Consider the following 13,885-nt stretch of genomic DNA (forward strand, 5'->3'; position numbering starts at 1 on the left):
TAGCGAAGATAGGGAATTAATTTAAATTTTCTTCAGACTCCATTTTCCTTTCTTCATATAGAAGTAACAAAGCACTAAAATACCTACGGAATAAACTATTTCCGATGTCCATGCAAATGCCACGTCTAACTTCAGATAGGCCACAATGTATGTGATATAGCAGGTGTAAATTACCAGCGTTATCAGCTCCAAGGCCAAGGCGGTACGTGTGTTACCCGTTCCCGATACGGACTGAAAATATACATTGGCCGGTACGAGAAACAAGTAAGCGGAGCAAAGCACCCACAGCGAGGGGATAGCCGCCTCTTGCAATTCCGGCATATCCGTATACACGCCCAATATCAATTTGGGGAACAGGGCGAAGAATACGGCAAACGGCAATACGAAAGCGTACGCGATACGTATATGTTGCCGTATTGTTCCGGGTACGCAGCTGATGTTTCCCGCTCCGATAAGGTTGCTGACCAATGAGCCACAGGTCGACGCGAATGCCATCATCACCATAAACATGATTCCCGATACGTTACGGATGATATTTGTGATGGCCAGCGAACGTTCTCCCAAATGTTCTACGTAGAGGAACAGCAGGAACCAAGTAGAGAGTGACAGGAAATTCTGTACCATTGTCCAAAAAGAAACGTTGAGCATACGCTTGAGTATGTTCCAACGGATGCCCGGTATCTTGTCCAGCCCATATTTGCGGATATCAATGCGGTTGCGGGTATAGATGATGAAGAATATCAATGAAACCAATTCCGCCAATGACGAGCCGATGGCCGCTCCGGCAATGCCGAGGACAGGGAAGCCGAACTTGCCGAATATCAGGATATAGTTGAAGACGACGTTGCTCAATACCATGACGATTGAGTTCAATGTCAGTGTTTTGGTTTGTGTCGTTCCCAGGAAAAACGCACGGAACATTACCGCCGTAAAGGAGAAGAAGAAACCGAAGACACGCCAGTTGAGATAACTCATTGCCGCATCGTAAATATGCTCGGAAGAGACAAGCCGCTTCAATATCACCGGAGCAAAGCTATAACAGACGACAAACATAACCGCTGCCATTCCTAATTGAAAATAGATGCCTTGATAGAACAAGTTGCCTATTTCTTTATATTGCTGCTCACCGTTACGCCGTGCAATCAGAATTTGCGCTCCGATACTGAAACCGAAGGCCACCATGAACATTACTATATAGAAGATACCCGCAATGGCAGATGCTCCTAATTCTATTTCGCCTACACGTCCCAGAAAGGCGGTGTCTGTCATACCGATCATCTGCTCCATGAGCAAACTGATTAGGATAGGGTAGGCTATAAGCCAAATTTCTTTGTAGGTGTACTTAGTTTGCATATTCGATAGATAGTTTTTTTGATATACTTGAAAAAATCATTTGATATACTTGATAACCCTTTTTGATGTACTTGAAAAAGGAAAAGAAAGCCGGGCAATGCGAATTGTCCGGCTCCCTTCTGAAAAAATATCTTGAACGGAAGTTTTATTTCCTGTTCTGTTTTTCTTTCATAATCTGTTCTTGCTGCTTTTGCATGGCTTCAAGACGGGCGGCAAAGCCGGTTTTCTTCATTTTCTTCGGGTCTTTCTTCTTCGCTTCCAGTTGTGCAAGAAGAGCTTCCTCATTAGTCATCTTACGCATGATGAGCGTAGTCACTACGCTGATAAGCGTGGAAATGAAGTAGTAATAGTTCAGTCCCGAAGGATAATCGTTCAATATGAACAGGAACATAACAGGCATCAGGTATGACATCCATTTCATAGCCGCCATTTGCGGATTGGCGCCGGTATCCTGCTGCTGCATCATAAACCTGGTGTTCAGAATATTTGTTACGGTCATCAACAAACAGAATAAACTGAGGTGACTGCCCAGGAACGGAATATGGAACGGGAAGTTGATGAATGCGTCGTATGTAGACAAGTCATCGGCCCACAAGAAACTTTGCTGGCGAAGCTCGATAGCACTCGGTACGAACATAAACAAGGCCATTAAGATGGGGAACTGAATCAGCATAGGCAAACATCCGCCCATCGGGCTGACACCGTACTGGCTATACAATCCCATTACTTCCTGCTGTTTCTTCATGGCATCTTCCTGCTTGGGATATTTCTTGCCGATTTCGTCGATTTTAGGTTTCAGGACGCGCATTTTAGCAGAAGAAATATACGTTTTCCAGGTTGCGGGGAATACCACTGCTTTTACAATCAGTGTCATCAGCAACAAAACGATACCCATGCTCAATCCCCAGCTGGATAACCAGTCGAAGATGTTGATGGTGAACCATTTGTTTATCCAGCGGATTAACGGCCAGCCCAAGTATACCAAGCGGTTGAGTTCCCACTTATCCTCACGTCCCTTATCGAGCGCAGTCAGTGTTTTGTAGTGGTTCGGACCGAAGTAGAAGAACAGTTGAGTAGGAGTTTTACCCGTCGGATCGAAAGCCGTACTCATTTCAGCGGAATAATCCTTGATATATCCGCTGCCCTGCGCTTCCATTTTTGAGTTTAACTTGGTCTTTTCAAAGTCTGCATCGGCCAGGAATACAGAAGAGAAGAACTGATTCTTGAAAGCAATCCAGTCCAAACGTTCTGCGACTTCTTTTTCATCATTCTTACCGGCGGATAGATAGTCGGTTCCGTCTCCGGTAATTTTATAAGTCAGTTCCGACAAACGGTTTTCGTACGTATATCCCTTTTCTATCTGGCGTGCACGTTGCGACCACTCGATATCCACATAGTCGGTACTTGCCAGTTTGTTTGCCATGCCTGTTGCGTCAATCGTAAAGTCTACCAGATAGGTGTCATTATGCATGGCATAATTAAAGTCGATATAGCTGGCGCTATCTGCCGACAAACGCATGGTTACGGTACTGTCCGTACGGTTTACCACTGTAAAGTAGTAATCTTCCGTCTGTATCGTTTCCTTTTTGTTGTAGAAAAGGAAGTTCATGGAAGCGTCGTCGCCGCTGAATAAAGTAACAGGAGTCTTCTTGTCCTGTCCCATATACTCTTTCAACGTAGCTGATGAAATACGTCCGCCTTTAGTGGCTACCGTCAGTTCCGCCAGGTTGTTTTGTATTGTAACCTGTGAGTCGGTTCCTTGAAGCGCATTAAAGAATAGGGCGGTGGAATCTGCCGTTTGAGCTTCTTTGTCATTAGCCAGGGCGGCTTCCGCCTTTGCTTTCAGGTCAGCTTCGCGTTGTTGTACTTGGGCTATGGAGTCATAATAACGTTGCTGTGCGGCCAGCTGCTCCTTGCTCGGACGGCTTAGGAAACTGAATCCGACTAACAAAACGGCTATTAGGACAAGGCCTGTGATGGTATTTTTATCCATTTAGTCAAATATGAATTATCTATTATTAATTAGTAATGATTACTTCTTTTCATTTTCAATCGCAGCTTTCACAAAGGCTACGAACAACGGGTGCGGGTGTAATACTGTACTGCTGTATTCCGGGTGGAACTGGGTTCCTACAAACCATTTCAATGCAGGAATTTCCACGATTTCCACTAAATCGGATTCCGGATTGATACCTACGCATTTCATGCCTGCTGCCTCATATTCCGTTTTATAGGCGGAATTAAACTCGTAACGGTGGCGATGACGCTCCTGTATGTGCTCTGTTCCGTAGGCTTCGTATGCTTTGCTGCCTTCTTGCAATACGCACTCATAGGCGCCCAAGCGCATGGTACCACCCATATTGGTAATGGATTTTTGTTCCTCCATGATGTCGATAACGTTGTGAGGAGTCTTTTCATCCATTTCGCGTGAATTGGCGTCTGCGTATCCCAAGACATTGCGGGCGAATTCGATGGCGATGCACTGCATGCCCAAGCAAATACCGAATGTCGGAATATCGTGCGTACGCGCATATTTGATAGCTACAAATTTACCTGCGATGCCGCGTTCGCCGAAGCCCGGTCCGATGAGAACACCCGACATACCTTTTAATGCTTCCGCTACATTTTCGTCTGTCAGCTTTTCGCTGTTTACAAAATCTACGGATACCTTGCGGTCATTATATGTTCCGGCTTGTGAAAGGGCTTCGCGGATGGATTTGTAAGCATCCTGCAAGTCGTATTTACCCACCAGCGCAATGTGTACCGGTTCTGTTGTTTCTGCCTTATGACGACGTTCGAGGAAAGCGCGCCAGGGGCCCAGTCCCGGAGTGTCGCCCACAGGAAGTCCCATTTTTTTCAAAATGGTTTCATCCAATCCCTGAGCTTGCATCAAGATAGGCACTTCATAGATAGTCGGCGCATCAATGCTCTGTACAACGGCATTTTCATCCACGTTACAGAAAAGGGCTACCTTCTTGCGTAAATTGGTGCTCAATTCGTGTTCCGTACGGAGCACAAGCACGTCGGGCTGAATTCCGGCGCTTTGCAATTCTTTTACGGAATGCTGGGTGGGTTTTGTTTTCAATTCACCGGCAGCGGCGAGGTAGGGCACATAAGTAAGGTGTACGCATAACGCGTCTTTACCCAGTTCCCATTTCAGCTGGCGGATACTCTCCAAATACGGAAGAGACTCGATGTCACCTACCGTACCGCCGATTTCAGTAATAACAAAATCGAACTTGTATTTGTTGCCCAACAGCTTTACGTTACGCTTGATTTCATCTGTGATATGAGGAATCACCTGAATGGTCTTTCCCAGATAATCGCCGCGACGCTCTTTGTCGATAACGCTCTTATAGATACGTCCGGTTGTAATGTTGTTAGCTTTGGTAGTCTGGATGCCCAGGAAGCGTTCATAGTGTCCCAAGTCAAGGTCAGCTTCGTGACCGTCTACCGTTACGTAGCATTCTCCGTGTTCATAAGGGTTCAGTGTGCCCGGGTCGATATTGATATACGGGTCGAACTTTTGAATCGTTACTTTATAACCTCTTGCTTGCAATAATTTACCGATGGATGACGAAATAATACCTTTACCTAATGAAGAGGCAACGCCACCGGTGACGAAAATATACTTTGTTTCTCCCACAGCTATACTGTTTTTAAATGTTTTCTCTAAAAATTAAAGCGCAAAATTATGAAAAAAAAGAGGAAGTACATAACAGTTTAGTGAAAACAATTATAAAAAGTGGAATATGTGCGCATAATAAGGTTCTGATAAACTTTCACTTCCTACCTTTTGTTATCTGAACATTTTGATTTAATTTTGCGTTCAAATATAGATTTTAAGAAAAAAGTATGAGGAATAGACGCGTTTTAATAGGATTGGTTGCCGCACTACTTTCATTTCCGGTGATAGCTCAGAATTCTGCAAAGAATATAAAGAAACAGGCTGTAACGGAGAATGCGGATACATTGTCGGGTATTTGGAGTCAAAACTGGATATTGAAGCTGAAACCTTACAATGATGGATATCGGTTGGATACGGTCTCTGTGTTGTATGAGAAGTATTTCGGGGTACTGAATTATTTGAATGATCCGGCTACTCCCGAACGCTACATCGCGTACAATCCGAATTACTACCGCATGTTCGTTCCCACTACTTATTATTATGCTCCGATGGAACGTATGTCGCAGGTCAACTGGACTTTTCAGAAACCTGATACGGTACCTGCCCTGACAAAAGAGCTTTTGCCTTTCGATACATTGAGCTTCTTGTCGAAAGAGAATGCCAATAAGGTTGTGGATCGTGTGATGATGAGTACGTATATCAATCGCCCGGATTTAGTGGTAATGACTGAAAAGGAGATTAAAAAGAAGAAATTGTTCAAAGATAATATAGAAAAGGAAGTTTCTTCCAAACCTTCCGTAGCAAAGCTTTTTGCCCAAGAGAAAATGGTGGGAGTGAAGGAAGAAGCTGAAGTTGTGATACAGAAGCCTAACTGGTGGGTGACCGGCGGAAACGGTTCGTTGCAGATTACGCAAAACTATATTTCCGATAACTGGTACAAAGGTGGTGAAAGTACCAACGCTTTGCTTGCCAACTTGCAGTTGTTTGCCAATTACAATGATAAAGAGAAGGTTCAATGGGAGAATATGCTGGACGCTAAATTAGGTTTCAGCTCCGCGCCTTCCGATGAATTTCACGATTATTTGGTAAGTACCGACCAACTTCGTATTTATAGTAAATTGGGTATTCAGGCTGCATCCAAATGGTACTATACCGTTTCTACGGAATTTAAAACGCAGTTCTGCCATGGTTATAAAGCAAACAGTGAGGAACTGGTTTCTGCATTCTTCGCTCCGGCGGATTGGTCATCCAGTATCGGTATGGATTATAAATTGAAAAAGAAAAAGTTCAACTTATCTGTTTTCATAGCTCCGTTGACTTATATGCTGCGCTATGTAGGCAATAAAGATGTGGATGAAGTGAAGTTTGGTTTGGATGAGGGCACATGCGTCAAGCACAATTTCGGTTCTCAAATACAGCCGACTTTGTCATGGACTATCATTCCTTCCATTGTTTTGGACTCACGGCTGGATTTCCAGACCAGTTATGAATGGACGCGTATCGAGTGGGAAAATACGGTTAATTTTGTGTTGAACCGTTATCTTTCCACCAAGCTCTATGTTCATGCCCGTTTTGATGATAGCGCCAAGCCGACCGAAGGAGACAGCTATTTCCAAGTAAAGGAATTGTTGAGTTTTGGTATCAATTACAAATGGTAACCATATATATTGTTAACGGCTGAAAAGAGCGCTCCGTTGGATGACAACGGAGCGCTCTTTTTCTTTTTCCGGTAGAAAAAATCAAGAAAAATCACTAAAATCAGGAAAAAGAACGTTTACGCACACAGAAAAAGTTATCTAATCCCTTGCAGTTCGCAAATAATGCGTAAATTTGCCGCGATTTGTAATGCACACTTTGCAAAATGGCGAATACTATAAAACATCAGGGTATTGTGGAAAACATAAACGGTTCTCATCTTCAAGTGAGAATTATTCAAACTTCGGCATGCGCTTCATGCAGTATCAAAGGACATTGCAGTTCCGCCGATACGAAAGAGAAGCTCATCGATGTTACAGACGATAACGTATCTTCCTATCAGCCGGGTGACCGTGTATGGGTTATCGGCGAATTATCGATGGGAGTGATGGCGGTTCTGTTAGCCTTTATACTACCTTTTTTTGTTTTAATCTTTTCCCTTTTTATCTTTATGGCTATATGGAATGACGAGTTGGGTTCGGCGCTTTGCTCGTTGGCTCTCCTTATACCTTATTACTATATATTGTGGCTGAACAAGTCGCGGTTGGGAAAGAAGTTCTCTTTCTCAATAAGCCCCATGAACTAACTAATACATAAAACAAATAATTAATAAACAACTAATTTATGAATGTAATTCTGATTGCAGTAATTTCATTGGGAGCGATAGCGCTGGTGTCAGCGGCTATTCTTTATGTAGCTTCCAAGAAATTTGCCGTGTATGAAGATCCGCGAATTGCACAGGTGGCAGAAGTGCTTCCCCAAGCAAATTGCGGTGGATGTGGTTACCCGGGTTGTAGCGGATTTGCCGATGCTTGCGTGAAGGCCGGTTCGCTTGAAGGTAAACTTTGTCCGGTGGGTGGACAACCCGTTATGACTAAGGTTGCTGAAATCCTGGGATTGGATGCTGCCGCCGCCGAACCGATGGTTGCAGTGGTTAGATGTAACGGAACATGCGCTAACCGTCCTCGCGTCAATCAATATGACGGCGCAAAGAGTTGTGCTATCGCATCTTCTCTTTACGGTGGTGAAACCGGTTGCAGCTTTGGCTGCTTGGGCTGTGGCGACTGTGTGGTTTCCTGTCAGTTCGATGCTATTCACATGAATCCCGAAACCGGACTTCCGGAGGTGGATGAAGCGAAATGTACTGCTTGTGGCGCATGCGCTAAGGCTTGTCCGAGAAACATTATTGAAATCCGCCCGCAAGGTAAGAAATCCCGCCGGGTGTATGTACAATGTGTAAACAAGGATAAGGGTGCTGTGGCACGTAAGGCTTGTACCGTAGCTTGTATCGGTTGCGGCAAGTGTGTGAAAGTATGTCCGTTCGAAGCAATTACATTGGAAAATAATCTGGCCTATATCGACCCGAATAAGTGTAAATCTTGCCGTAAGTGCGAAGAAGTTTGTCCGCAGGGCACAATTATAGCACTGAACTTCCCGCCGCGTAAGCCAAAGGCAGAGGGGGAAACTCCGGTTGCGGCTCCTAAGGCAACAGAAGCGCCGAAAGCAGAGGCATAATATTAAAAGAAATTAAACGACTAAAAATACAGAATTGTATGTTGAAGACATTTTCAATTGGTGGAGTTCATCCACACGAAAATAAACTTTCAGCACATCAGCCTATCGTGAAGGCAGAGATTCCGGCAAAAGCCGTTATCTTATTGAGCCAGCATATCGGTGCTCCTGCAAAGCCTATCGTAGCTAAAGGTGATGTTGTGAAAGTAGGTACAAAGATTGCCGAACCCGGCGGCTTCGTATCGGCAGCCATCCATTCGTCTGTCAGCGGAAAGGTCGCTAAAATTGACACAGTTGTCGATGCCAGCGGATACGCTAAACCGGCTATCTTCATTGATGTAGAGGGAGATGAGTGGGAAGAATCCATCGACCGTACCGATACGTTGGTAAAAGAGTGTAACCTCACAGCCGAGGAAATCGTGAAGAAGATTGCGGACGCCGGTATCGTAGGTTTGGGCGGCGCTTGTTTCCCGACACAAGTAAAATTGTGTCCGCCGCCTGCATTTAAGGCGGAATGTGTCATTATCAATGCCGTAGAGTGCGAACCGTATCTGACCGCCGACCATCAGTTAATGCTGGAGCATGCCGAAGAGATAATGGTAGGTGTTTCTATTTTGATGAAAGCCGTTAAAGTAAACAAGGCATTTATCGGTATCGAGAACAATAAACCCGATGCTATCCAGCTGATGACGAAAGTAGCCGCCGGTTATGCCGGTATCGAGGTTGTGCCTTTGAAAGTGCAATATCCGCAAGGCGGTGAAAAACAGTTGATTGACGCTGTTATCAGCCGTCAGGTTGCTGCCGGCGCATTGCCTATCTCTACGGGTGCTGTGGTGCAGAATGTAGGTACCGCATTTGCCGTATATCAGGCTGTGCAGAAGAATAAGCCGCTGTTTGAACGCGTTATTACCGTTACCGGTAAATCTTTGTCCAAACCCTCTAACTTCCTGGCACGTATCGGTACGCCGATGAAGCAGCTGATTGATGCTTGTGGCGGTTTGCCCGAAGATACGGGTAAGGTTATCGGCGGTGGACCGATGATGGGTAAAGCTCTGGTAAATACCGATGTGCCGACAGCTAAAGGCAGTTCCGGTATTCTGATTATGAACGATAAAGAGGCTAAGCGCGGTGAGGTACAACCGTGTATCCGTTGCGCCAAATGCGTAGGTGCTTGTCCGATGGGACTGGAACCCTACTTGCTTGCTACTGTATCGGCTCACGGAGACTTTGAGAGAGTAGAGAAAGAAGATATCATGTCATGTATCGAATGCGGCTCATGCCAGTTCACTTGTCCTTCCAACCGTCCGATGTTGGACTACATCCGTTTAGGTAAGGGAAAAGTAGGAGCGATGATACGTGCACGTCAAGTAAAAAAATGAAAGAATTAATTTAGTATAATCTTATGAATAAATTAATCGTATCCCTTTCGCCCCATGTTCACGGCGGTGATAGCGTAAAGAAGAATATGTACGGCGTGCTTATAGCATTGATTCCTGCATTTCTTGTATCGCTTTACTTTTTCGGACTGGGCGCACTGATTGTTACGGCTACTTCCGTAGCGGCCTGCTTGTTCTTTGAATGGGCTATCGGCAAATTCCTGATGAAGAAAGAAACCACAACTATCTGTGACGGCTCTGCCATTATCACCGGTGTGTTGCTGGCCTTCAACCTGCCTTCCAATCTTCCTATCTGGATTATCATTTTAGGCGCATTGTTTGCTATCGGCGTAGGCAAAATGTCTTTCGGTGGTCTGGGCTGTAATCCTTTTAATCCGGCATTGGCAGGACGTGTGTTCTTGCTGCTGTCATTCCCTGTGCAGATGACTACATGGCCTGCCGTGGGACAGTTGACCGCTTATACGGATGCCACTACGGCTGCTACACCGTTGGCTATTATGAAAGGTGTAATCAGCGGTGCTCCGGGAATGTCTTTAAGCGACCTTCCTGCATCTTTCGACCTGCTGATCGGTAATAACGGCGGTTGTTTGGGTGAAGTCAGCGCATTGGCTCTGCTATTGGGATTGGCTTATATGTTGTGGAAGAAGATTATAACCTGGCATATTCCTGTTTCCATCTTGGTAACGGTATTTGTTTTTTCCGGTATCATGTATTGGACTAATCCGGAAATCTATGTGTCTCCGGTGATACAACTGCTGTCCGGCGGTTTGATGTTGGGTGCTATCTTCATGGCTACGGACTATGTCACTTCTCCGATGAGCCATAAGGGAATGTTGATTTACGGCGTATGTATCGGTTTGCTGACAGTCATCATCCGTCTGTTCGGTGCATATCCCGAAGGTATGTCGTTCGCTATTCTGATTATGAATGCGTTCACTCCGCTGATTAACACGTATGTTAAACCTAAACGCTTTGGGGAGGTAGCGAAGAAGAAATGAAAAAGTTAGAATCATCCTTAAAGAATATGTTGCTGGTGCTTACGGGAGTTACTGCTATTTCCGTAGCCTTGCTGGCCTATGTCAACGAATTGACAAAAGAACCTATTGCGCAAGCCAATGCCAAGACCTTGAGCGATGCAGTCAGTGCAGTTGTTCCCGGTTTTGACAATGACCCGATTGCGGAAAAGAAAACCCAAGAGGTTAACGGTGTTGAATACTCCGTATATCCCGCCACCAAAGAAGGTAAATTCATTGGCGCGGCTGTTGAAGCGGCAGCCATGGGCTTCGGCGGTGAACTGAAAGTCCTGGTCGGTTTCGATGCTGAGGGCAAGATTATCGATTACTCCTTGCTGTCGCACGTAGAAACTCCGGGATTGGGTTCCAAGGCTGCCGATTGGTTTAAGAAAGGAAACAAGGGAGATATTACGGGTATGAATCCCGGTGAAGCTCCTCTGACTGTAAGTAAAGACGGTGGTAAAGTAGACGCTATTACAGCTTCAACCATTACTTCACGTGCGTTCCTGAACGCTGTAAATGTTGCATACGCTGCGTATGCCGGTCAAAACACAGCCGATGGAGCTACGGGAGCTACTCAAAAGAATGTGGAAGAAGCCGCTGATACCAATACGGCTACGGGAGCTACCATTAAAGTTGAACTCACTGATTCTGTCAGTGCTAAATAAGAAAGGAGTAGAGATATGAATAATTTTAAAGTATTGATGAACGGGATTGTTAAAGAGAATCCTACGTTTGTGCTCCTGCTTGGTATGTGTCCTACACTGGGTACTACTTCATCTGCCATCAACGGTATGGGTATGGGCTTGGCTACGGCATTCGTACTGATATGTTCCAATGTGGTGATTTCTGCGATTAAGAATCTTATTCCGGATATGGTACGTATTCCTGCGTTTGTGGTCGTTATCGCATCATTCGTAACATTATTGCAGATGATAATGCAAGCTTATGTTCCTGCATTGTATGCGACGTTAGGCTTATTTATTCCGTTGATTGTGGTAAACTGTATCCTGCTGGGACGTGCCGAAGCTTTTGCCGCCAAAAACGGTCCGGTGGCTTCTATGTTCGATGGTTTGGGCATGGGACTCGGTTTTACTTTAGGTTTGACTTTGCTGGGCGCTGTTCGCGAATTCCTGGGCACGGGTAAGATTTTCAATCTTACGATTCTTCCCGAAGAATACGGAATGTTGGTGTTTGTACTTGCTCCGGGTGCATTTATTGCGTTGGGATACCTCATTGCGTTGGTTAACAGCTTCAAGAAAGCGTAGTTTGTAATTCATAATTAGAATTGATATTATGGAATATATATTGATATTTATCTCGGCAATCTTTGTCAATAACATTGTGTTGTCGCAGTTCTTGGGTATTTGTCCGTTCCTGGGTGTGTCCAAGAAAGTGGAGACGGCGTTGGGTATGTCGGCAGCGGTGGCTTTCGTGCTTACCATTGCAACAATCGTAACGTTCCTCATTCAGAAGTATGTGCTCGATGCTTTCGATTTAGGGTATCTTCAAACCATCACCTTTATCCTTGTGATTGCCGCATTGGTGCAGATGGTGGAAATTATCCTGAAAAAAGTATCCCCTTCTTTATATCAGGCTTTAGGTGTATTCTTGCCTTTGATTACGACGAACTGTTGTATTCTCGGTGTAGCTATTCTCGTTATCCAGAAAGATTACGATTTGCTGACCGGTGTGGTTTACGCATTCTCCACTGCCCTTGGCTTTGGTTTAGCGTTGACACTCTTTGCGGGTTTACGCGAACAGATGAGCTTGGTAAACATACCGAAAGGCATGCAGGGAACTCCGATAGCTTTGATTACCGCCGGTTTGCTGGCTATGGCATTTATGGGCTTCTCCGGTGTAGTTAAAATCTAAGATATACTTGGAAGTCAAGATAAGGCGAAAGAGCTGTTCTCTTTGTAAAAGAAGAGGATAGCTCTTTCGCTTTGTCTTTTATATGAGGAGTTATCGCGCACGGTCAGGGTGGAGTAATCTTTCGCTAATTTTTCTCCGCCATGTATATACTTTATGAATTTATTTCCTTACATTTGTGGCCTAGTGATAACCTAAAAGCTAAATTATCTATTTAATATGAAAGAGAAAATCTTGGTTACAGGCGGAACCGGCTATATCGGTTCTCATACTGTTGTAGAACTTCAAAACGCAGGCTATGAAGTTGTTATTATTGATAATCTGTCAAATTCCAGCGCAGATGTTGTAGACAATATCGAAAAAGTATCGGGTATCCGTCCCGTATTTGAGAAATTGGATTGCTTGGATTATGCCGGTCTTGACGCTGTGTTCGCTAAATATAAAGGTATCAAAGCAATTATTCATTTTGCAGCGAGCAAAGCTGTGGGAGAGTCTGTGGAAAAGCCGTTGCTGTATTATCGCAACAACTTGGTTTCTTTGATAAATCTGCTCGAACTGATGCCTAAACATGGAGTGGAGGGTATTGTATTCTCTTCTTCTTGTACTGTATATGGTCAGCCCGACCAACTCCCTGTCACGGAAGAAGCTCCTATAAAGAAGGCGGAATCCCCGTACGGAAATACGAAGCAAATCAACGAAGAGATTGTTCGTGATACAGTTGCTTCCGGCGCTCCTATCAATGCTATCTTGCTGCGTTATTTCAATCCGATAGGCGCTCATCCTACGGCATTGCTTGGTGAATTGCCTAACGGTGTGCCGCAGAACTTGATACCGTATCTTACTCAGACTGCTATCGGTATCCGTGAGAAGCTGAGTGTGTTCGGTGATGATTATGATACTCCTGACGGTTCTTGCATCCGCGATTTCATTAATGTGGTGGATTTGGCAAAGGCTCATGTCGTAGCTATCCGTCGTATTTTGGAGAAGAAACAGAAAGAGAAAGTTGAAGTATTCAATATCGGTACAGGACGGGGTCTTTCCGTATTGGAGCTGATTAACGCATTTGAGAAGGCTACCGGCGTGAAGTTGAATTATCAGATTGTGGGCCGTCGTGCCGGAGATATTGAAAAAGTATGGGCTAATCCTGAACTGGCTAACAATGAATTAGGCTGGAAAGCGGAAGAGGGTATTGAAGATACTTTACGTTCCGCATGGAATTGGCAGTTGAAACTTCGTGAAAGAGGTATTCAATAAGAATAAACGGATTTGTGTTTTTTAACAGATAGAAAATAAACAAATGCTTCCCCGCATTTGTTTATTACATGCAAATCAGCCTGAAGCTGCTTATGTATATGTGAATATCCGTAATTAGTACATATGCCTCCCCGGCATAGACAGGTAAGATTGCATAGTAG

The 13,885-nt window shown here is 44.6% G+C and carries 12 protein-coding genes; 9 read left to right on the forward strand and 3 right to left on the reverse strand.

Translation table 11 applies throughout. The features are described from left to right. Window positions 1-21 precede the first annotated feature (21 nt). The 3 genes from BHV73_RS08300 to pyrG all read right to left on the reverse strand — a co-directional run bounded on the left by BHV73_RS08300 (window position 22) and on the right by pyrG (window position 4,999). Entirely contained in the window at window positions 22-1,353 is a 1,332-nt protein-coding gene (locus BHV73_RS08300) for an MATE family efflux transporter (RefSeq protein ID WP_009121045.1), read from the reverse strand. A gap of 145 nt (window positions 1,354-1,498) precedes the next feature. Further along, a complete protein-coding gene (yidC, locus tag BHV73_RS08305) occupies window positions 1,499-3,346 on the reverse strand; it encodes a membrane protein insertase YidC (RefSeq protein ID WP_286737885.1) in 1,848 nt (615 codons plus the stop codon). A 39-nt stretch (window positions 3,347-3,385) separates the two neighbouring features. Next, a complete protein-coding gene (gene pyrG / locus BHV73_RS08310; protein ID WP_009121043.1) occupies window positions 3,386-4,999 on the reverse strand; it encodes a CTP synthase in 1,614 nt (537 codons plus the stop codon). A gap of 209 nt (window positions 5,000-5,208) precedes the next feature. On the opposite strand from pyrG, the gene BHV73_RS08315 reads away from it, so the two are divergent. The 9 genes from BHV73_RS08315 (at window position 5,209) to galE (ending at window position 13,724) form a co-directional block, all read left to right on the forward strand. Then, complete coding sequence (locus tag BHV73_RS08315) at window positions 5,209-6,639, forward strand: DUF3078 domain-containing protein (protein ID WP_009121041.1); 1,431 nt, start codon at window positions 5,209-5,211, stop codon at window positions 6,637-6,639. 203 nt (window positions 6,640-6,842) lie between these two features. After that, a complete protein-coding gene (locus BHV73_RS08320; RefSeq protein WP_278423334.1) occupies window positions 6,843-7,262 on the forward strand; it encodes a SoxR reducing system RseC family protein in 420 nt (139 codons plus the stop codon). Window positions 7,263-7,300: 38 nt separating this feature from the next. Further along, entirely contained in the window at window positions 7,301-8,191 is an 891-nt protein-coding gene (locus BHV73_RS08325; RefSeq protein ID WP_286737886.1) for a Fe-S cluster domain-containing protein, read from the forward strand. A 38-nt stretch (window positions 8,192-8,229) separates the two neighbouring features. Beyond that, entirely contained in the window at window positions 8,230-9,567 is a 1,338-nt protein-coding gene (gene rsxC, locus BHV73_RS08330; protein ID WP_087411892.1) for an electron transport complex subunit RsxC, read from the forward strand. A gap of 23 nt (window positions 9,568-9,590) precedes the next feature. Continuing rightward, window positions 9,591-10,583, forward strand: a complete 993-nt coding sequence (locus tag BHV73_RS08335; protein WP_009121037.1) for an RnfABCDGE type electron transport complex subunit D — start codon at window positions 9,591-9,593, stop codon at window positions 10,581-10,583. Continuing rightward, window positions 10,580-11,266 (forward strand): RnfABCDGE type electron transport complex subunit G, encoded by a 687-nt coding sequence (locus BHV73_RS08340; protein ID WP_087411893.1) that lies wholly within the window; start codon window positions 10,580-10,582, stop codon window positions 11,264-11,266. Before BHV73_RS08335 ends, BHV73_RS08340 begins: the two co-directional genes overlap by 4 nt. Window positions 11,267-11,281: 15 nt before the next feature. Continuing rightward, on the forward strand, window positions 11,282-11,866 hold the full coding sequence (gene rsxE / locus BHV73_RS08345) for an electron transport complex subunit RsxE (RefSeq protein WP_022218821.1): 585 nt from the start codon (window positions 11,282-11,284) through the stop codon (window positions 11,864-11,866). Window positions 11,867-11,894: 28 nt separating this feature from the next. Continuing rightward, entirely contained in the window at window positions 11,895-12,473 is a 579-nt protein-coding gene (gene rsxA / locus BHV73_RS08350) for an electron transport complex subunit RsxA (RefSeq protein ID WP_009121034.1), read from the forward strand. A 216-nt stretch (window positions 12,474-12,689) separates the two neighbouring features. Further along, entirely contained in the window at window positions 12,690-13,724 is a 1,035-nt protein-coding gene (galE, locus tag BHV73_RS08355; RefSeq protein ID WP_009121033.1) for a UDP-glucose 4-epimerase GalE, read from the forward strand. Window positions 13,725-13,885: the final 161 nt, after the last annotated feature.

The sequence above is a fragment of the Bacteroides sp. 44_46 genome, from assembly GCF_001915465.1.
Lineage (GTDB): Bacteria > Bacteroidota > Bacteroidia > Bacteroidales > Bacteroidaceae > Bacteroides > Bacteroides clarus.